The organism is uncultured Cellulomonas sp. (assembly GCF_947494015.1).
GTDB lineage: Bacteria > Actinomycetota > Actinomycetes > Actinomycetales > Cellulomonadaceae > Pengzhenrongella.
Window position 1 is genome coordinate 23,965 of sequence record NZ_CANLTL010000001.1, and the last position, 18,825, is coordinate 42,789.

The 18,825-nt window shown below is 75.4% G+C and carries 17 protein-coding genes; 8 read left to right on the forward strand and 9 right to left on the reverse strand.

Annotated elements, in window-relative coordinates; genetic code table 11:
- Positions 1-27: 27 nt before the first annotated feature.
- A complete protein-coding gene (locus Q0840_RS00105; protein ID WP_298454557.1) occupies positions 28-1,104 on the reverse strand; it encodes a phosphatase PAP2 family protein in 1,077 nt (358 codons plus the stop codon).
- A gap of 156 nt (positions 1,105-1,260) precedes the next feature.
- Here Q0840_RS00105 and Q0840_RS00110 point away from each other — a divergent pair, with 156 nt between their 5' ends.
- From Q0840_RS00110 to Q0840_RS00120, 3 genes are all read left to right on the forward strand, one after another.
- Positions 1,261-2,883 (forward strand): hypothetical protein, encoded by a 1,623-nt coding sequence (locus tag Q0840_RS00110; RefSeq protein WP_298454558.1) that lies wholly within the window; start codon positions 1,261-1,263, stop codon positions 2,881-2,883.
- Between the two features lie 108 nt (positions 2,884-2,991).
- Positions 2,992-4,341, forward strand: coding sequence for an FAD-binding oxidoreductase (locus Q0840_RS00115; protein WP_298454559.1), 1,350 nt, complete (start codon positions 2,992-2,994; stop codon positions 4,339-4,341).
- Positions 4,341-5,093 carry a decaprenylphospho-beta-D-erythro-pentofuranosid-2-ulose 2-reductase gene (locus Q0840_RS00120; RefSeq protein ID WP_298454561.1) on the forward strand — a complete coding sequence of 251 codons (753 nt, stop codon included), beginning with the start codon at positions 4,341-4,343 and terminating at the stop codon, positions 5,091-5,093. Before Q0840_RS00115 ends, Q0840_RS00120 begins: the two co-directional genes overlap by 1 nt.
- Here the strand turns inward: Q0840_RS00120 and Q0840_RS00125 are convergent.
- From Q0840_RS00125 to Q0840_RS00140, 4 genes are all read right to left on the reverse strand, one after another.
- A complete protein-coding gene (locus tag Q0840_RS00125) occupies positions 5,038-5,502 on the reverse strand; it encodes a GtrA family protein (protein ID WP_298454563.1) in 465 nt (154 codons plus the stop codon). The genes Q0840_RS00120 and Q0840_RS00125 overlap by 56 nt on opposite strands.
- The gene (locus Q0840_RS00130) at positions 5,499-6,380 is read right to left on the reverse strand and encodes a decaprenyl-phosphate phosphoribosyltransferase (protein ID WP_298454566.1); all 882 of its coding nucleotides are present in this window, start codon (positions 6,378-6,380) and stop codon (positions 5,499-5,501) included. Before Q0840_RS00130 ends, Q0840_RS00125 begins: the two co-directional genes overlap by 4 nt.
- 5 nt (positions 6,381-6,385) lie before the next feature.
- Entirely contained in the window at positions 6,386-6,883 is a 498-nt protein-coding gene (locus Q0840_RS00135; RefSeq protein ID WP_298454568.1) for a phosphatase PAP2 family protein, read from the reverse strand.
- Between the two features lie 77 nt (positions 6,884-6,960).
- Positions 6,961-7,659 carry a demethylmenaquinone methyltransferase gene (locus tag Q0840_RS00140; RefSeq protein ID WP_298454570.1) on the reverse strand — a complete coding sequence of 233 codons (699 nt, stop codon included), beginning with the start codon at positions 7,657-7,659 and terminating at the stop codon, positions 6,961-6,963.
- 72 nt (positions 7,660-7,731) lie between these two features.
- Between Q0840_RS00140 and Q0840_RS00145 the strand changes: the two genes are divergently transcribed.
- The 4 genes from Q0840_RS00145 (at position 7,732) to Q0840_RS00160 (ending at position 11,741) form a co-directional block, all read left to right on the forward strand.
- Positions 7,732-9,039, forward strand: coding sequence for an isochorismate synthase MenF (locus tag Q0840_RS00145; RefSeq protein ID WP_298454571.1), 1,308 nt, complete (start codon positions 7,732-7,734; stop codon positions 9,037-9,039).
- A gap of 153 nt (positions 9,040-9,192) precedes the next feature.
- Positions 9,193-9,780, forward strand: coding sequence for a DUF6318 family protein (locus Q0840_RS00150; RefSeq protein ID WP_298454573.1), 588 nt, complete (start codon positions 9,193-9,195; stop codon positions 9,778-9,780).
- Between the two features lie 329 nt (positions 9,781-10,109).
- Entirely contained in the window at positions 10,110-10,697 is a 588-nt protein-coding gene (locus Q0840_RS00155) for a PKD domain-containing protein (RefSeq protein ID WP_298454575.1), read from the forward strand.
- A 432-nt stretch (positions 10,698-11,129) separates the two neighbouring features.
- Positions 11,130-11,741 carry a DUF6318 family protein gene (locus Q0840_RS00160; protein ID WP_298454577.1) on the forward strand — a complete coding sequence of 204 codons (612 nt, stop codon included), beginning with the start codon at positions 11,130-11,132 and terminating at the stop codon, positions 11,739-11,741.
- 168 nt (positions 11,742-11,909) lie between these two features.
- Here the strand turns inward: Q0840_RS00160 and Q0840_RS00165 are convergent, their stop codons facing one another.
- The 3 genes from Q0840_RS00165 to Q0840_RS00175 all read right to left on the reverse strand — a co-directional run bounded on the left by Q0840_RS00165 (position 11,910) and on the right by Q0840_RS00175 (position 16,596).
- Positions 11,910-13,592 carry a S1C family serine protease gene (locus Q0840_RS00165; protein ID WP_298454579.1) on the reverse strand — a complete coding sequence of 561 codons (1,683 nt, stop codon included), beginning with the start codon at positions 13,590-13,592 and terminating at the stop codon, positions 11,910-11,912.
- A 126-nt stretch (positions 13,593-13,718) separates the two neighbouring features.
- Positions 13,719-15,590, reverse strand: coding sequence for a 2-succinyl-5-enolpyruvyl-6-hydroxy-3-cyclohexene-1-carboxylic-acid synthase (gene menD / locus Q0840_RS00170; RefSeq protein ID WP_298454582.1), 1,872 nt, complete (start codon positions 15,588-15,590; stop codon positions 13,719-13,721).
- A 13-nt stretch (positions 15,591-15,603) separates the two neighbouring features.
- Positions 15,604-16,596: an o-succinylbenzoate synthase gene (locus tag Q0840_RS00175; RefSeq protein WP_298454585.1), complete on the reverse strand. Its 993-nt coding sequence runs from the start codon at positions 16,594-16,596 to the stop codon at positions 15,604-15,606.
- Between the two features lie 109 nt (positions 16,597-16,705).
- Between Q0840_RS00175 and Q0840_RS00180 the strand changes: the two genes are divergently transcribed.
- Positions 16,706-17,662: a 1,4-dihydroxy-2-naphthoyl-CoA synthase gene (locus tag Q0840_RS00180; protein WP_298454588.1), complete on the forward strand. Its 957-nt coding sequence runs from the start codon at positions 16,706-16,708 to the stop codon at positions 17,660-17,662.
- A gap of 77 nt (positions 17,663-17,739) precedes the next feature.
- Here the strand turns inward: Q0840_RS00180 and Q0840_RS00185 are convergent, their stop codons facing one another.
- Positions 17,740-18,810, reverse strand: coding sequence for a DUF3048 domain-containing protein (locus tag Q0840_RS00185; RefSeq protein WP_298454591.1), 1,071 nt, complete (start codon positions 18,808-18,810; stop codon positions 17,740-17,742).
- Between the last annotated feature and the right edge of the window lie 15 nt (positions 18,811-18,825).

The window sequence follows — 18,825 nt, forward strand, 5'->3', positions numbered from 1 at the left end:
CTCACCGGGCTTGCTCACCGGGCTTGCTCACCGGCCGACGGCGCGCTCCTCGACCGCACCCAGGCCGCGCAGCTCGCCGGACACCCGCGGGTCCTCCCCGGACCCCCGCCCGACCGCCATCGCCGCCAGCCGCACCGCCAGCCAGCCGACGGCGACCCCGGCGAGCACGTCCACCAGGTAGTGCCACCCGAAGTAGACGGTCGCCAGGACGGTCAGCAGCACGAACAGCCACAGCGCCCACCGCACCGGCCACGGGAGCCGGACCAGGTGCGCCACGAGCGCCGCCGTGACCACGATCGAGACGTGCAACGAGGCGAAGGCCGCGATGCCGTGCACGGATTGCGTGGCGTGCGGGCCGGCCAGCACCTCGAGCCGGTTGTTCCACAGGGCGTTCTGCAGGTCCGACACCCCGGTCGACGGCAGGTCGGCGAACCGGAACCGCTCGACGTAGATGGGTCCCAGGGACGGCAGCACGTAGTACGTCGCCGTCCCGAGGATCCAGTTGAAGCTCAGCGCCGTCGCGTACCAGGCCCCCCGCGCGAGGTCGGAGGACCAGACCAGGGCGGCGGCGAGGGAGAACGGCACGAAGGTGAGGAAGAACAGGTACACCCACGACAGGACGTCGGCGGCCACGCCGGTGCCGAGGACCTCGTGCAGCACGTTGCCCGGGTGGTGGCCGAAGGCGAGCAGCCGGTCGGAGGCGACCAGCGACGCGTCGGTCAGGTGCTGCCGCAGGAACGGCAGGAAGCTCTTGAGGTTGCGGTAGGCGACGTAGGCGACGTAGAAGGTCGCCAGGCCGGCGGCGACGACGGCGAGCCGGGACGGGTGCCACCGCGTGCGCACGACGTCCCGGAGCACCGCCGGCGCGTCCCGGGGCGCGGGTCGACGGGCCAGGACGCGCGGCACCACGTCGAGCGCGATCATCGCGGCCACGATGAGCGGCAACCGGACATAGCTCGGGCCGAGGAAGCCGTCCGGGTCCCGCAGCGGCAGCCCGTCCACCACGGCGACGACCAGCGTCATGGCGCCGAACACGAGCGAGACCGTCAGCGCGACCCCGAACAGCGCACGCCATGAGGCGCGCTCGACGTCGACCTCACGCATCATTGCCTCCTTCGATGCGACCCGCGCATCGACCTCATCCCACGACGGGGCGGGCGGTCCCGGCACCAGGGTCCGCCCGGCTCGTCATCGAGCAGCGTCGGAGCCGCCGTGCACCGCCCGTCGCGAGCACCATCCTCCCAGACGCCGGCCGGGGACGTGCCCGAGCCCGCCCGGCGAGCCGCGCTCGCCGTCACCGTCGTGGCCTGCCTGGGCTACCTGTCGCTGTGCTGGGCGCTGCGGGGGTTCGTGGCCGACGACTCCTGGATCTCGGTGCGGTACGCGGAGAACCTCGCGGCCGGTGCCGGGCCGGTGTGGAACCCCGGCGGCCCGCGGGTCGAGGGCTACAGCAATCCCGCGCTGGTCGGGCTGGAGGCGGTGGCCGACGCCGTCGGCTGGTCGGCGCTGGGGGCCGCGCGGGCGGTGGGCGTGCTCAGCGGTCTGGTGTGCGTGCTCCTGGTGCACCGGGCCGGGCGCGCCGTGGTCGGGCCGGTGGCCGCCACGGCCGGGGCGGTGCTGACCGCCGTCAGCGCACCGTTCGCGCTGTGGGCGGTCGGTGGGCTGGAGACGACGGCCACGGCCGCGGTGCTGACCGCCGGGGTGCTGCAGCTGGCCCGGCCGGACGGTGGCCGCGCCGGTCTCGCCGGGGCGCTGCTCGCCGTGCTCCCGTGGCTGCGACCCGAGGGGCTGGTGGTCGTGCTCGCCGTCGTGGTGGCGTCCGAGGCGCCGGCGCTGCTGCGCGGCGGGCACCGGCGTCGTGCCGCGCGCCGGCTCGCGCTGGCCGGCGGGGTGCCCGTGCTGTCCCAGGTGGCCCTGGAGGGACTGCGCCTGATCGTCTACGGCCACGCGCTGCCGAACTCGGTGCTCTACAAGTCCGGCACCGGCGAGACGCTCGGGGTCGCGCTGAAGTTCGCCGACGAGTCCCTGCCGGTGCTGCTGCTCGCCGGGGCCGGGCTGCTCGGCCTGCGGCACCGGGGCGTGCTGCTCGCCGTCCCGGCCCTGGTCTACGGGATCGGGTCGGTCGGCACCCTGGACAGCGCGAACCCCTTCAGCCGCTTCTTCATGCCGGTCTGGCCCCAGGTCGCCCTGCTCGCGGGCGTGGCCGTCGGCGCGGTCGCGACGCTGGCCGTGCGGTGGGTGCGGTCGGCGCGGGCTCGGGGGGCGGGGCACTCGGTGCGGCGTGGGGCTGCCGCTGCCGCCGTGCTCGCCGGGGCCCTCGCGCTCGCCGCCGCGCTCGTGGTCCCGGCCGACGTCCCCCGGGTGTCCGGGTGGCAGGAGCGCTACATGGGCTGCCGGGCCGCGGCGCGCCAGGAGGCCGCCCGGTGGCTGGTGGACTCCACCGCGCCGGGCACGTCCTTCGCCGTCTCGGACGCCGGGTACGTGCCCGCCCGCGCCGGCGGGCGGACCGCGATCGACAGCTTCATGCTGAACGACCCCCTCATCCAGCGGACCGGCCCCCTGTCCCCGCGGCAGCGCGCCGACGTCGTGCACGCACGCCGGCCGGACGTCCTCGTGCTCGCGAGCCGCGACCCGGCGACGTTCGACCCGGTGTACCCCACCGAGCGCGCCCTGCACGAGCACCCCGCGGCCGGGGACTTCCGCCTGCGCCACGTCGCCAGCGGCGAGCCCGCGTGCGGCTACCACCTGTTGCTGCTCGAGCGGTCGGCACCGGCCGGCGCACGAGTACGGGCGTCGAGCCGCTGCACGACCTGCGGATCCGCTGCTGGGGGACGTCCACCTCGCGTGGACGGCCGACGACTGGCCGTCGGCGGGCGCGGGTGAGACGGTCGGGACCGTGATCGGGCTGCGTCCGCGGTGGGGCCGGCTCCTGCTGCTGCGCAGCCGCGCGGTGGTCGTCCTGCGCACCGGCACGGGCGGGGGCCGGTCGCGATGACGCCGCGGAAGACCCTCACCGGCTGGGGCGGGACCGCGCCCACCGCCGCCGACGTCGTCCGGCCCGGCGACGCGGACGGCGTCGCCGCCGCGCTCGCCCGCCGCGACCCCCGGGGGGTGGTGGTGCGCGGGCTGGGGCGCAGCTACGGCGACGCGGCCCAGAACGCCGGCGGCACCGTGCTGGACCTGACCGGGCTGCGGCGGGTGCTCGCCGTCGACGTCGAGCGGGCCACGGTGACCGCCGAGGCCGGGGTGTCGCTGGACCACCTCATGCGGACCCTGCTCCCCCTGGGGCTGTTCGTGCCCGTCACCCCGGGCACGCGGCAGGTCACCGTGGGCGGGGCCATCGCCGCCGACGTGCACGGCAAGGACCACCACGTGCGGGGCAGCTTCTCCCGGCACGTGGCCGGCATGGATCTCATGCTGGCCGACGGCAGCGTGCGCCACCTGACCCCCGACGGCTCACCGGACCTGTTCTGGGCCACGGTCGGGGGGATGGGCCTGACCGGCGTGATCCTGCGGGCGCAGCTGCGGATGCTGCCGGTGCAGACGTCGTCCGTCGTCGTCGACACCGAGCGCGTCCCCGACCTGGACGCGGTCATGGACCGCATGACCACCGACGACGAGCGCTACACGTACTCGGTGGCGTGGGTGGACTGCCTCGCCCGCGGCGGCGCGCTGGGCCGGTCCGTGCTGACCCGCGGCTGGCCGGCCCGGCTCGACCAGCTGCCGCCCGGAGCCCGCGGCCGGGCGCTGGCGTTCGCCCCCCGCCGGGCACCGACGGTCCCGGTGACCAGCCCCGTGCCGCTGGTGAACCGGTCCGCGGTCCGCGTGCTCAACGAGGCCTGGTACCGCCGCGCGCCCCGCGAGCGCCGACGCGACGTCCAGGGGATCGCGGAGTTCTTCCACCCGCTGGACGTCGTGGAGTCGTGGCCGCGGGTGTACGGCCCCCGCGGCTTCGTCCAGTACCAGCTCGTCGTCCCCTTCAGCGCGCCCGACGCCGTCCGGCGCTGCCTGCAGACGCTGCACCGGCACGACGTCGTCGTGTCGCTCGCGGTGCTCAAGCGGTTCGGCCCGGGGACGCCCGCGCCGCTGTCCTTCCCGGCCCCCGGCTGGACCCTGGCGCTGGACCTGCCGGTCGTCCCGGACCTGGCCGGCGTGCTGGACCGGCTCGACGCCCTGGTGCTCGACGCCGGTGGCCGGGTCTACCTCGCCAAGGACGCCCGGTTCCCGGCGAGCGACCTGCACCGGATGTACCCCGACATCGACCGCTGGCGGCAGGTACGCCGCAGCGTCGACCCGGACGGCGTGCTCAGCTCCGACCTGTCCAGGAGGCTGGGCCTGTGATGGATGCCGTCGGGACGCCGCAGTCCGTGCTGGTGCTGGGGGGCACGTCCGACATCGGGCTGGCCGTGGCGCGCCGCCTGGTGGCCCGGCGGCCGGCCCGGCTGGTGCTCGCCGCGCGCCCCTCCCCCCGCCGGGACGCCGCCGTCGCGAGCCTGAGCGCTGCGGGTCACGAGGTGACCGCGGTCGACTTCGACGCCGAGGACCTGCCGGGTCACCCCGGCGCGGTCGACGCCGCCTTCGCCGGTGGCGACGTCGACGTGGCGGTCGTCGCGTTCGGCGTGCTGGGTGACCAGGAGCGGGCATGGCGCGACCACGCCACCGCGGTGCACCTGATGCAGGTGAACACCACGGCGGCGGTCAGCGTGGGGGTGCTCCTCGCGAGCCGGATGGCGGCCCAGGGGCACGGCACCGTGATCGCGCTGTCCTCCGTGGCCGGTGAGCGACCGCGGCGGTCCAACTTCGTCTACGGGGCCAGCAAGGCCGGCATGGACGCGTTCTACACCGGGCTGCGGGAGGCCGTGCGGGCCGACGGCGTCCGCGTGGTGGTCGTCCGGCCCGGGTTCGTCACCAGCGCGATGACGCAGGGGCTGGCGCGGGTGCCGCTGTCCACCGACCCGGACACGGTCGCCGAGCACGTGGTGCGGGGGCTGGCGCTGCGGCGCGAGACCGTGTGGACGCCCCCGGCACTGCGCTGGGTCATGAGCGCCCTGCGCCACCTGCCCGGACCCGTCTTCCGCCGGCTGCCGATCTGAGCGCGGGCGCGCGGAACACGACGGTGCGGAACGCCCAGAAGCGGAACGCGGTCGCGATCGCCATGCCGACCACGTTGGCGGAGACGTTGTCCGCCACCGGGCTGCGCAGGCCGAGCACCCCCCGGGACACCAGCAGGCACGCGACCTGCAGCGCCGCCGCGAGGAGGCTGACCGCGACGAACCGGACGGACTCCCGGGCGACGTCGGGCCCGCGCCGGTCGCGCCACGTCCACCACCGGCTGCCCGCGTAGGCGACCACGATCGCGGCCCCGCCCGCGCCCACCTTGGCCGGCACCGAGGGCACCGCCGCCCCGAGCAGCAGGACGTTGAACACGACCAGGTCGGTGCCGTAGGCGGTCAGCCCCACCGCCGCGAACCGCATCGCCTCCCCCGGCCGTGGGCGGCTCACAGCAGCTCCGCGACGACGAGCGACGCCGCCCAGATCAGGCCGAGCGTCAGCAGCATCCGGTCGTGCAGGACGATCTCCTCGGGCTCCTCCGCGCGCCCCGCGTCGACGTTCATGGCGTAGCGCAGCAGCGCCAGCACGAACGGCACCGTGGAGAGCATCGTCCAGGTGGAGTGGCTCTCGGAGTCCACCTGGAACGCCCACAGCGAATAGGTCCCCACCACGATGGCCGCGGCGGTGGTCCACACGAACCGCAGGTAGCTCGGGCTGTACGCGCGCACGACGTCGCGGACGTACGTGCCGTCGGCCTCGCCGCGGCGCGCCTCGCCGTAACGCTTGCCCGCGGCCACGAACAGCGAGCCGAAGCCCGCGGTGAGCAGGAACCACGGGGACAGCGGGATGCCCGCGCCGACGCCGCCCGCGAGCGCCCGCAGCAGGAAGCCGGACGCGACCGCCCCGAGCTCGAGCACCGGCACGCGCTTGACACCCAGGCAGTAGGCGACCTGGATCGCCAGGTAGGCCACCGCCACGACCACCAGGTCCGTCCCGCGCACGGTCGCCAGCCCCAGACCGCCCAGCAGCAGGGCGCCGGCGAGGACCAGCGCCGACCCGGCGGTCACGGTCCCGGCGGCGACCGGCCGGTGCCGCTTGACCGGGTGCGCACGGTCGGCCTCGACGTCGAGCACGTCGTTGAGCAGGTAGATCCCGGACGACAGCAGGCAGAACATGGCGAAGGCGACGCCGGCGCCGGCCAGCGCGTCCGGCCCCACGAGCTCGGCGGCCGGCAGCAGCGGCGCCACGACCAGCAGGTTCTTGATCCACTGCCGCACTCGCAGGGCCGCGAGCATGCTGCCGGTCGCACCCAGCGCGAGCGTGGTCATCGCCGTTACCGCCGCAGACCGAGCGCCGCGATCGCCCCGACGGCGCAGCCGGCGACGACGTCGCTCGGGTAGTGCACCCCGAGCACGAGCCGGGACAGGGCCATCGCGGGGGGCAGGACCATCGTCGACCGGGTCTGCAGCAGCCGGCCGAAGACGATCGCGGCGGCGGTGGCGGACGCCGTGTGCGACGACGGCATCCCCCACCGTCCGCCCCGTCCGCGGTGCACGTGCAGGTCCGCGTGGACGGGCCGGGCGCGGCGTGCCGCCTGCTTGAGCGCGACGCTCGCGGCGTGCGCCACCACGACGACGCCGGTCGCCCGCAGCCAGCGGAACCGGCGGGGGGCGTCCAGGACGGCACCGGCCGCGCCCGCGGCGATCCACGCGCCGGCGTGGTCCCCGGCCACCCCCAGCGCGTGGGCCGCGCCCACGGCGACCGGCGCGCGCAGTCGTCCCTGCACCCGCAGCAGGAGATGGAGGTCCGCGGTGCGGACGTCGCCGGCCACCCGCCCACGATGGCTCCTCGGGCACCGCACCGCACGTCGTGGGCGGGCCTCAGGGACGTCCGGAAGAGGTCAGGCGGTCAGCCCGCCGGGCGCGTCGCCCGGTGCAGCGCGACGACGCCCCCGGTGAGGTTGCGGTAGGCCACCTGCTCCCAGCCCGCGGCACGGATCTGACGCCCCAGGCTGCGCTGGTCCGGCCAGGCCCGGATGGACTCGGCCAGGTAGGTGTAGGCGTCGGTCTCCTTCGAGACCGCCCGCGCCACGGTCGGCAGCGCCCGCATCAGGTAGTTCTCGTAGACGGTCCGGAACGGCGCCCAGGTCGCGTGGGAGAACTCGCAGACCACGAGCCGCCCGCCGGGCCGGGTCACCCGCAGCATCTCGCCGAGCGCACGCCCGGTGTCGACGACGTTGCGCAGCCCGAAGGAGATCGTCACCGCGTCGAACGAGGCGTCCGCGAACGGCAGCCGGGTGGCATCCCCGGCGATGAACCCCAGGTCGGGCCGGCGCCGCTTGCCGACCTCGAGCATCCCGAACGACAGGTCGCACGGGACCACGAGCACGCCCCGGTCGGCGAGCGGCGAGCTCGAGGTGCCGGTGCCGGCCGCGAGGTCGAGCACGCGGTCACCCGGGCCCACCTCCAGCGCGCCCAGGGTCGCCGCGCGCCAGGCACGGTCCTGCCCCAGCGACATCACGTCGTTCGTGACGTCGTAGCGGCGGGCGATCCCGTCGAACATCCGGGCGACCTCATGCGGCTGCTTGTCCAGGCTGGCACGCGACATGTGCTCATCGTCTCAGGTCGCGGCGCTGCCCCGGTGCCGCGGGCACCGCGAGGCCGTCCTACGCTGGCGGAGATGACCGCCGACCCGACCCAGGACGCCGTCCCGCACCCGCTGGTGGTGCGCACGGTCCGCGTCGAGGACCCCGGCTCGCTGCTCGACCTGCTGCCCGCGGACGCCCCCCTGGCCTGGGTGCGGCGTGGGGACGGCCTCGTCGGCTGGGGTGAGGCGCTGCGGCTGGAGGTCGTCGGCCCCGACCGGTTCGCCGACGCCGAGCGCGCCTGGCGCCGCGTGCTCGCCCACGCCGTCGTGCGCGACGACGTCCGACTGCCCGGCACCGGGCCGGTCGCGTTCGGGTCCTTCGCGTTCGACGCTCATGCGGCGGCGCCGTCCGCGGGCGCGCTCGTGGTGCCGCGCGTCGTCGTCGGGCGCCGAGGCGGCACGACCTGGCTGACGACGATCGACGTGGGTGCCGTGATCGGGGGCGCAGCCACCGTGCGCGGCGCGACCGGTCGGCGCACCGCGGTGCGCGCCCCGGGCGACGTCACCTACACCGACGGCGCGGTGCCGGCCGACGGCTGGCGCGACGTCGTCGCGCACGGGGTCGCCGCGATCCGCGCCGGGCGGGTGGACAAGGTCGTGCTCGCCCGTGACGTCTCGGCGCGCACGTCCGAGCCGATCGACCCCCGATGGCTGCTCGGCCGGCTGGCCGACGCATACCCGACCTGCTGGACCTTCAGCGTCGACGGCATCCTCGGGGCGACGCCCGAGCTCCTCGTGCGCAGCGAGAAGGGACTGGTCACCTCGCGCGTGCTGGCCGGCACCATCCGCCGCACCGGCGACGACGACGCCGACCTCGCCCGGGCGGCGATCCTCGCGCACTCCTCCAAGGACCTCGAGGAGCACGAGTACGCCGTGCGGTCCGTGGCCGACGCGCTGGAGCCGTTCTGCTCCTCCACCAACGTCCCAGACGTGCCGTTCGTGCTGCACCTGCCCAACGTGCTGCACCTGGCCAGCGACGTGACCGGTGTGCTCGCGCACGCATCCGGTGGGGCGCCCGCGCCGTCCAGCCTCGCGCTCGCCGCCGCACTCCACCCGACCGCGGCCGTCTGCGGGACCCCGACCGTCGCCGCGCGCGACCTCATCGCCGAGGTCGAGGGCATGGACCGCGGCCGGTACGCCGGCCCGGTGGGCTGGCTCGGCGCCGACGGCGACGGCGAGTGGGGCATCGCGCTGCGGTCCGCCGAGCTCGACCCGCGGGACCCGCACCGGCTGCGGCTGTTCGCCGGTTGCGGGATCGTCGCCGCGTCGGACCCGGCGGCCGAGCTCGCCGAGTCCGAGGCCAAGCTCGAGCCCATGAGGCACGCGCTCGGCAGCGACTGAGCCGGGAGCGCCGTCGCCCGTGCGACGACGGCGCCCGTGCGGTGACGGCGCCCGTCCGGTGACGGCGCCCGTCCACAGCACCCTCCCGAGGTCTGTCGGCCGCGTGCTCGGCGTTGGTACGGTCGCCGCCGGGTCCTCACGCAGGGGGTGGGCATGCTGCTCAGGCGCGGCATCACGCTGACCGCGACGCTCGCCGTGCTGCTCGCGGCCGGGTGCACCTCGCAGGACCCGGAGCCCGAGCCCCCGCCGGTCGCGCAGTCGCCGACCCCGACGGTCGAGCCACCCGAGCCGACCCCCACGGTGGCTCCCGTGGTGGCGCCGCCGCCGCCACCCGAGCTCGAGCGCACCGACGAGGTGGGGGCGGCAGCGGCGGCGGAGTATTTCCTGGAGCTGTACGGGTACGTCATGCAGACCGGCGACGTCGCAGCGTGGGACGCCTTAAGCTGGGAAAGCTGCGGCTTCTGCTCGCGAACTAGCGGCATTGCGACCGAAATCGCCGATGCGAATGAGAATTTCGAGGGCGCAAATATCACGGTAACCGATACGTTCGTTCACCCATACGACGACCTGGTCGGCGGGTATCCGGTCGACGTCGATTTTTCGCAGGATGAGGGCACACGTCGCGACGCGTCCGGCGACCTCATCGAGGCGAGCCAAGCGGACAGCGGCACCATCGGAGTTGACGTGATCCACTCCGATGGCGGCTGGAAGGTCGTCGCCGTTACCGCACAGGACCGATGATGCACCGATCTCTAATCTCGATGCTTGTACCGGTGGTCGCGATCATCACTGGATCGCAGAGCGTCCCAATGGCTACAGATCCGGCTACGCCAGGGGGAACTTCGGCTCGCGCCCTTTTCGACGGCAATTCAGCGTTCGTTCGGGGTGAGCGTGCGGACTATCCGGCGGGGACGCGCGCGAACGGCAGGCGCGACGCGTCGCCGGAGGAGTTCCGGCGTGCGCCTTGGTGGGTGTGCGGTCCGACGTTCGACAAGGTCGACTTCGCCGATCCGCCTCCGGTCGTGGACACCAGGCCGCAGCCCGAGTGTGGCGACAACACGCTGAACTTGGTGCGGGACGCAGCGACCTGCGCCCCGGACCAGCGCTCGGTCGAGCCCTTGTTCCGCCGCACGCAGGACACCGCGGCAGCGGGCGGATGGTCGGACTGGGCGATGATCGACCCCGGCGGCTGCGTCGTGGACGTCGACCTGCGCGCAGCCATCGCCCAAGAGCTCCAGCGACTGCCGCTCACACCATCGGCGCTCTCCGTCGAACCACCGTCGGGCTGGACCCTGGTCAACGCCGACACCGTGGTGTTCACCGACGACTCCGCACAGGTGCTGGACACCACGGTCGTCGGCATCGCCGTCCGGATCCGCGCGACACCGACGACATTCGCGTGGGACTTCGGGGACGGCTCTCAGCCGCTCCGCACGACCGACCCGGGCCACCCATGGCCCGACCACACGGTCGCGCACCGCTACAGCACCGAGGGCACCCGCCAGATCAGCCTCACCACGACCTGGTCGGCCCAGTTCCAGGTCGCCGGCACGACCGGCTGGGAACGGGTCGACGGCACAGCAACCACCACGTCGACGAGCCAACCCCTCACCGTGCACGAAGCCCGCGCCCACCTCGTCGCCGAGCCGACCACCTGATCGCCCCGACTCCAGAGGCGTGACGGCGGGTGGCCGCGCTGTCGATCCGGTCGTCTCACGCCACGGTGGACCGCCCCGAGCCGACCGGGCCCTGGCACGGCTGCTCCGCGCGCGCACTGCCGCAGCGTCCCGACCGTCTCAAGCCCGGCCCGCGGACGATGCGCCGTCTCGAGCACACTCCTGCCGCTCCTCCGGCGTCGTGAGCCCGGCCCCACCGATTCCCCGGCGCGGCGCTCCGAGCCGGTCGTTGTGCGAGCCACCGTCCCGGCAGTCGCGCGCCGGCGTTCCACCGGCTCGACCAAGCCCAGGGCACGCGGCCGACCCCACAACTCCACGAGTGCGAGCGCGTCCACAGCCACCGGTCGACGCCACACCGGCAGCCTCCGACGCCTCGATACGGTCGCCGCCCGGTCGTCGTCGAGGGAGATGCGCATGCTGCCGAAGAGGTCATCGACGTTCGCGGTGGCGGCCACCGCGATCATGCTCGGCGCGTGCACCGTGCAGGTGCCCGCACCCGCGTCCGAGCCGGCGTCCGAGCCGGCGCCCGTCGTGTCGACCACCCCTGCGGCGCCGCCGGCACCTGCGATGGCGCCACCCGTCGCGCCGGCCGAGCTGGAGCGCACCGACGACGTGGGGGCGCAGGCCGCCGCCGAGTACTTCGTGACGCTGTGGAGCTACACCATGCAGACCGGCGACGTGGCGGCCTGGGACGCCCTCAGCGACGAGCTCTGCCAGTTCTGCCTGTGGACCCGTGGCCTCGCGCTGTCGATCCGCGATTCGGGTGACACCTTCACGGGCGGTGAGATCACCCCGGTCGGCACGTACCTGCACCCCTTCGACGCCGCCGCGGCCGCGTACCCCGTCGACGTCGACTTCGTCCAGGCACCCTCGCTGCAGGCCGACGCCACCCGCGCGGCCATCTCGGCCGGGCCCGCCCACTACGGCACGTTGGGGGTCGACGTCGCCCGGCTGGACGAGGGCTGGAAGGTGCTGGAGGTGACGTCCCAAGGCGAGTCCGACCTCGGGGCCGAGCCGAATGGATGACGCCCGGCTCAGACCCCGACCGGGCACGTGCGAGGCGGCCCGATCACCGGACCGTCCGGCGCACCGGACGGCCCGGACCCGCCGCGATGGCCCCGGACGGACTCAGCGCCACCGCGGGGGGCCGCGATGGCGCTGAGTCGATGCTTCACCCGGCAGGCAGGCGCTGGGTCAGCCCCGGCCGCCGAACCAGTCGAAGCCCGGCACGTTGTTCGGGTTGGTCGGGTCGCCCGACCCGTCCAGACCCGGCAGCTGCAGGCCGTCGTCGGACGAGTCCTGCGAGCCGCTGTCCTGGCTGGTCAGTGCGTCCTCGCGGGTGGCCAGGGTGACCGTGACGTCGAGCGCCTGACCGTCGCGGACGACGGTGAGCTCGGTCGCGTCACCGGACGCACGCTCACGCACGTACGCCGTCAGCGACTCGGCACCGGCGACGGCGTCCCCGTCGATGGCGACGATGACGTCACCCTGCTCGAGGTCCGCCGCCTGCGCGGGCGAGCCCGAGGTCACCTGCTCGACGACGGCGCCGCGGCGGGTGACGCCGTCCGCCGTCGCGGTGCCGTCGCTGAGCGAGACCCCGAGGAAGGCGTGCTCCGCCGTGCCGTCCTCCACGAGCTGCGCGGCGACGTCGCGGGCGAGGTTCACCGGGATCGAGAAGCCCAGACCGATCGAGCCGGACTGCGAACCACCGCTCGAGAGCGTCGCGATCGACGACGTGATGCCGATGACCCGGCCCTCCGCGTCGAACAGCGGGCCGCCGCTGTTGCCGGGGTTGACCGCCGCGTCGATCTGGATCGCGTTCGTGACGACCACGTCGGACGCACGGGTGGCGCTGCTCGACGACGCCGAGACCGGCCGGTCGATCGCGGACACGATGCCCGTCGTGACGGTGTTCGCCAGACCGAGCGGGTTCCCGACCGCCATCACCGGCGCACCGACGATGACGTCGTCGGAGTCGCCGAACGCCGCCGGCTGCAGGTCGTCCGGCACGTCGTCGATCTTGACGATGGCGAGGTCGGTCGAGGGGTCGAGGCCGACGATCGTGGCCGTGAAGAGCCGCCCGTCGGTCAGGGTCACCTGGACCGTGTCCTCCTCGGCGCCGGCCACGACGTGGTTGTTCGTGAGGATGTGCCCGTCCTTGTCGATGATGACGCCCGAGCCCTCACCCCCACCGTTCGCCGTGCTGACCTGGATGGCGACCACGGAGGCCGACACCGCCGAGGCGACCGACTCCCAGTCCGGGTTGTCCGACGTGGAGCCGGAGACCGGCACGGTCGCGGTCGAGGTCTGACCGATCGCCGCCAACGACGAGGGCGTCGTGGTGCGCTCCTCACCGAAGCCGCCGGTCAGACCGACGGTCGCCACGCTGGCGAGCACGGCCGTCGCGGCCGCGGTGCTGACGAGAGGCAGCCAGGTCGGACGGCGGCGGTCGGTGCGCGCCGTGCCCTGCGGCTGACCCGCGGTCGCCTGGGCACCCCAGTCGGTCGTACCGGGGATGCCGGGTCCGGCGGGCCCCTGAGCCGTGGCCCAGGCGGGTGCGGCGCCTGCTCCCGTGCCAGTTGGGTGGGCGCCGGCCGGCGACGTGGGCGAGGGCGACCCGAGCGTCCAGTCCGGCACCGGCGTTCCGACCGGAGCCGGACCGTCGGTCGGCGCGGCGCCGGCGACGGTCGGCATGGGGGCCACCGGCTGCGTCGGGGCGACCGGCATCGGGGCGGTCGCGTCGGTACGGGCGGTCGGCATGGCCTGCGTCGCGTCGGGTGCGCGGAAGGTCTGGGTGGGCTGGTCGTGGTGGTGCGGGTGCGGGGCCGTCGCGTCGTCGGTGCGGGCGGCCTGCGGCGCCTGGTCGTGCTCGTTCATGGGTGCCTCCTGTCGTTGGTGACCATGGAAGGCCCTCGACCTGGAACGACCCTTCGGGTTGCCTGGGAGTTGGCTGTGAGCGCCGACGGCGCGCCGTGCGTCCGGGAGGCGACGTCGGACCTGGGGTCAGTTCAACGCGTCGCTGACCGCCGCGGCGATGCGCTCACCGAGCGCACGCCGCCGCGCACGGTCCACGCGGACCTCCACGACGCTCACGCCGGGACCCGGCGTCGCGAGCGCCACGGCGACCTCGTCGGCGTCGCGCACCAGCTCGTGCCGCACCCCGTACCCGGCGCACAGGGCGCCGAGGTCGGCGCCGTGCGGGGTGCCGAACACCCGCTCGAACGCGTCGGCGTGCTCACGGGCCCCGTGCTCGAGCGTGGCGAAGATCGACCCGCCGTCGTCGTTGGCCACGACGAGCTGGAGGTCCGGCTGCGGCTCGAACGGGCTGCGCAGGAGACCACCGACGTCATGCAGGAAGGTCAGGTCTCCGAGCAGCGCGCGCACCTGCCCGACCCCGTCCAGACCGCGCGCCGCCAGGGCGACCCCCAGAGCCGTCGACACCGTGCCGTCGATGCCGGCCAGCCCCCGGTTGGCGAGGACGACGGGGGGCCCGTCCGCCCAGGCTCCGACCAGGTCCAGGTCGCGCACCGGACTGCTGGAGCCGACCACGAGCACGTCCGCCGCCCGGCAGACCCGAGCGACCTGCCGGGCCAGCTGCGGGCCGGTGATCCGAGGGCCGCTGCGGGACCGGCGTCCGCGGGGGGCGTCGTCGAGCACACCGTCGACCGCGGCGGCGGCCCGCTGCCCGGCGTCCCGCCAGCGCTCGAGCCACGCCCCCGGCTGGGCGACCGGCGTCACCGGCACCCCGTTCTCCTCGCCGACCAGCCGCGGGGGCACGTCGGCCAGCACCGTCCCGGCCCGGCGGGCGGCGTCCGGCCAGGTCGCTCCGCGCGGCGCGACGACGAGGACCTCGACGTCGTCGCGCGCGAGCAGCGCCTGCACGGGGCGGGACAGCGTGGGCCGGCCCAGCACGACGGCCCGTCGCACCGCACCGCCCAGCGGCTCGTGCCCGAGCAGCAGCCGGTACGCCGGGACGGCGTTCGGCCCGCCCAGCGCCCCGGACGACGGCTCGGCCAGCAGCGGCCACCCGTTGACCTCGGCGATCCGGCGGGCGACCGGACCCGCACCGTCCCCGGCGACCACGACGGTCGGCACGGTGTCGTCGGGACGGCGGCCGTCCGTGCCGGGTGCGGCCTCGAGCACCGCGCTCTCGCCGTAGCCGTGCCAGACGGCCGACCCGAGCGCACCGCGCGGCACCACCGACACCAGGCCGTCGCCGCTCGGCTGCGGCCAGTCGGCGTCGTCCGGGCCGGGGGCGAGCGGCTCGCGGTACGCCAGGTCGAGGTGCACCGGGCCGGGGTCGCCGGTGCGCGCTCCCCGCGCGGCGGCCACGGCCCGCGCGAGCAGCTGGCGCAGGTCCCGCGACTCCCCCGGCCGGCCGCTGGGTGCGGGCACGTCGACCGCGAAGCGGACTGCGGCGCCATACAGGCCGACCTGGTCCGTCGTCTGGTTCGCGCCGGTGCCGCGCAGCTCGTGCGGCCGGTCGGCGGTGAGCAGGATCAGCGGGACGCCCGCGTGGTGCGCCTCCAGCACGGCCGGGTGCAGGTTCGCGGTCGCGGTGCCGGACGTGGTGACGACGGCGACCGGTCGCGGCCCGGCGAGGCCGTCCGCCGACCCGTCGAGCGCCGCGGTCCCGCGCGCGATCCCGAGCGCCAGGAAGGCCGCGGCACGCTCGTCGACGCGCACGTGCAGGTCGATCGCCGGGGCGCCGGCGGGGCGCTCGCCGTCCGGCAGCGCGGCAGCGGCCAGGGCGTACGCGAGCGGCGCGGACCGCGAGCCCGGCGCGAGGACGACGTCGCGCACCCCGAGCCGCGCCAACGACTGGACGAGCACCCGGGCCGCCGTGGTGGCGGGGGCAGGGGCGGGCTCGCTCATGCGTCCACCGTAGTCACCGGGCTGCGGTGGTCCGGTCCAGCCCCCGGACGCGGTTCACCCGCTCGAGCCACCACGCGCGGGACTCCGGCGACGCCTCGGCCGCAGCCAGCCGCCCCGGCTCGGGCAGCGGGCGCCGGACCGCGATCGCGCCGTCCACCGGCAGCAGCGGATGGGCGACGACGTCCGCCGTCAGCAGCTGGGCGGTGGCCAGCCCGCAGGCGTGCGTGAGATCGGGCAGGGCGGCCGCCAGCGCGATCCCGGCCGCGAGGCCGACCGAGGTCTCCAGCGCGGACGACACGACGACGGGCAGCCCGACCTGCTCGGCCAGCCGCAGGCAGGCCCGGACGCCCCCGAGCGGCTGGACCTTGAGCACGACCACGTCGGCCGCCTCGGCGCGGGCGACCTCGAGCGGGTCCGTCGCCCGGCGGATCGACTCGTCCGCCGCGATCGGCACGTGGGTCGCGCGGCGCACGGCGGCGAGGTCGGCGACGGTCGGCACCGGCTGCTCGGCGTACTCGAGCCCGCCCGCGGCCCGGTCCAGGACGCGCAGCCGGGCGACCGCGGTGTCGACGTCCCAGGCGGCGTTCGCGTCCACCCGGATGTGGCCCTCCGGTCCGAGGGCGTCCCGCACCGCCTCGAGCCGGGCGATCTCCTGCCCGACGTCCTGGCCGGGCTCGGCGACCTTGACCTTGGCGGTGCGGCAGCCCCCCGAGCCGGTGACCAGGCGGTGCGCGGTCGGGCCGTCCACGGCGGGGACCGTGACGTTGACCGGGATCCGGTCGCGGACCGCCGCCGGCCACTCGTCGTCGGCGGCTTCCCGGGCGGCGCGCCACCACGCGAGCGCCTCCGCGTCGTCGTACTCGGTGAAGGGGCTGAACTCCCCCCAGCCGGCGGCGCCCCGCACCAGCACGCCCTCGCGGACCGTGATCCCGCGGAAGCGGGTCCCTAGCGGGATGCTCCACACGACGACGTCGCCGGTCGCGGGGGGCGAGGTGGCAGGGCTCACCGGGCCAGGCTAGGCGGCACCGCCCACGCATCGCCGGCCGCGACACCGCCGTCGAGCACCGTGCGCCCGGCGAACCGGGGTGTCGGTGCCCGCGGCTAGGGTGACGCGCGTGAGCGACCTCCCCGCCTCCGTGTCCGCGACCTTCGACCCGTCGCGGTGGCGCACCGTGGTGGGGTTCGAGGGCCTCACCGACCTCACCTACCACCGCGGGGTCGAGCGGCACCAGGACGGCACGGAGCGGGACCTGCCGGTGGTCCGGATCGCGTTCGACCGGCCGGAGGTGCGCAACGCGTTCCGCCCGCACACCGTCGACGAGCTGTACCGAGCGCTCGACCACGCCCGGATGACGTCCGACGTGGGCACGGTCCTGCTGACCGGCAACGGTCCGAGCCCCAAGGACGGCGGCTGGGCGTTCTGCTCGGGCGGGGACCAGCGCATCCGTGGACGCGACGGGTACCGCTACACCGACACCACCCAGGCGCAGACGGCCGACGCGATCGACCCGGCGCGCGCGGGCCGGCTGCACATCCTGGAGGTGCAGCGCCTGATCCGCACGATGCCCAAGGTCGTGGTGGCCGTGGTGAACGGCTGGGCCGCGGGCGGCGGGCACTCCCTCCACGTGGTCGCGGACCTGTCGATCGCGTCCCGCCAGCACGCCCGGTTCAAGCAGACCGACGCCAACGTCGGGTCCTTCGACGGCGGCTACGGGTCGGCGTACCTGGCCCGGCAGGTCGGGCAGAAGCGCGCGCGGGAGATCTTCTTCCTCGCCCGGGAGTACTCCGCGCAGGACGCCGAGCGGTGGGGCGCCGTGAACGAGGTCGCCGACCACGACGACCTGGAGGACCTGGCGCTGGAGTACGCGGCCATCATCGCCACGAAGTCCCCCCAGGCGGTGCGCATGCTGAAGTTCGCGTTCAACCTGCCCGACGACGGCCTGGCCGGCCAGCAGGTGTTCGCCGGGGAGGCGACCCGGCTCGCCTACATGACGGACGAGGCCGTCGAGGGGCGCGACGCCTTCCTGGAACGGCGCGACCCCGACTGGTCCCGCTTCCCGTACGCCTTCTGACCCTGCTGCCCTGCCGACCCCGGCGGTCGCCGCAGGTCCCGTCGAGCGCTGCTGCCCCCTGCGGGGCCGTCGGGCGGTCAGCCGACCGACACCGCGCCGCTGCCGTTGGGCACCAGCTCGACCCAGGTGACGCCGGGCGCCAGGCGGACCTCCTCGCCGTCGGCCGTGGTCAGCCGCAGCGGCTCCGTCACCGAGCCCTTGTTCCAGGTCGCGGCGAGCGTGCGACCACCGGTGGCGACCAGCGCCTCGCCGGTCCCCTCCAGCAGCGTCTCGGGGACGACCGCGCCGGACGGGTCGCGGGTGCCGGAGTCCACCAGGTCCACGCGCAGCACCACGACGTTCGCGGCAGCCAGCCGCGCGCCGGACGCCGCCGTCGCCGGGGTGCCCTTCTCGGTCCGCAGCCACGCCGCCGTAGCCGGGTCCCAGGTCCAGCCGGGCCGGGAGTAGGACGACATGGTCACCGCCACGGACGTGGTCGGCGCACCGGTCGTCGCGACCGTCGCCAGGTCAGGCCGCAGCGCGTAGGCGAACTGCGGCGGCGGAGCGGCGGTGTGGTCGGGGTCGGCCTGGTCGAGGAACGTCGTGGGCCGGCCGAAGACGTTGTGCGGGGCGCCGATACCCGACCGACGCCAGAACCCGTCGTCACCGGCGTCATGGCTGACCACCTGCAGGCCGGCGTCGGCGAGGGCCGAGACGAACCTCGGCTGCCCGCCGGAGAACGCGATGACCCCGTGCAGCGGCGCCGCGATGGCCGGGTCCATCGGCCGCACCGACCGGATGGGCCCCACCTCGTCGGGCAGCGTCGAGTGGAAGACCACGACGAACCGGGTCACTCCTCCCTCCACGACCTGCTCCCAGACGATGTCGGCTGCGTCCAGGCCGGTCTGCGGACGCACCGACACGGGGTTCTCGATCTTGACCGCCAGCGCGGGCCGCGCCGCGACCTCGGCGGTCTCCACACCCGTCAGCGGCCACGTCACGGGCACCTGCGGCGGTGGTGGGGCGACCTTGTCGGTGGTGATGTCCGCGGTCTGGGTGACCGGGGCGGGGACCTGGGGCGCCTCGGCGGAGCACCCGCCGATCGCGAGCAGCGCACCGACCGCTGCCGCCAGCAGGGTCGGACGCGTCAGGGCGGGACGGGTGCGCACGTCGACAGGCCTCTC

Excerpts from the sequence above, each read along its gene's own strand:
- Q0840_RS00105 (WP_298454557.1), bottom strand. The coding sequence starts at position 1,104 with ATGCGTGAGGTCGACGTCGAGCGCGCCTCATGGCGTGCGCTGTTCGGG.
- Q0840_RS00115 (WP_298454559.1), top strand. The coding sequence starts at position 2,992 with ATGACGCCGCGGAAGACCCTCACCGGCTGGGGCGGGACCGCGCCCACC.
- Q0840_RS00120 (WP_298454561.1), top strand. The coding sequence starts at position 4,341 with ATGGATGCCGTCGGGACGCCGCAGTCCGTGCTGGTGCTGGGGGGCACG.
- Q0840_RS00130 (WP_298454566.1), bottom strand. The coding sequence starts at position 6,380 with ATGACCACGCTCGCGCTGGGTGCGACCGGCAGCATGCTCGCGGCCCTG.
- Q0840_RS00140 (WP_298454570.1), bottom strand. The coding sequence starts at position 7,659 with ATGTCGCGTGCCAGCCTGGACAAGCAGCCGCATGAGGTCGCCCGGATG.
- Q0840_RS00145 (WP_298454571.1), top strand. The coding sequence starts at position 7,732 with ATGACCGCCGACCCGACCCAGGACGCCGTCCCGCACCCGCTGGTGGTG.
- Q0840_RS00150 (WP_298454573.1), top strand. The coding sequence starts at position 9,193 with ATGCTGCTCAGGCGCGGCATCACGCTGACCGCGACGCTCGCCGTGCTG.
- Q0840_RS00160 (WP_298454577.1), top strand. The coding sequence starts at position 11,130 with ATGCTGCCGAAGAGGTCATCGACGTTCGCGGTGGCGGCCACCGCGATC.
- Q0840_RS00165 (WP_298454579.1), bottom strand. The coding sequence starts at position 13,592 with ATGAACGAGCACGACCAGGCGCCGCAGGCCGCCCGCACCGACGACGCG.
- menD (WP_298454582.1), bottom strand. The coding sequence starts at position 15,590 with ATGAGCGAGCCCGCCCCTGCCCCCGCCACCACGGCGGCCCGGGTGCTC.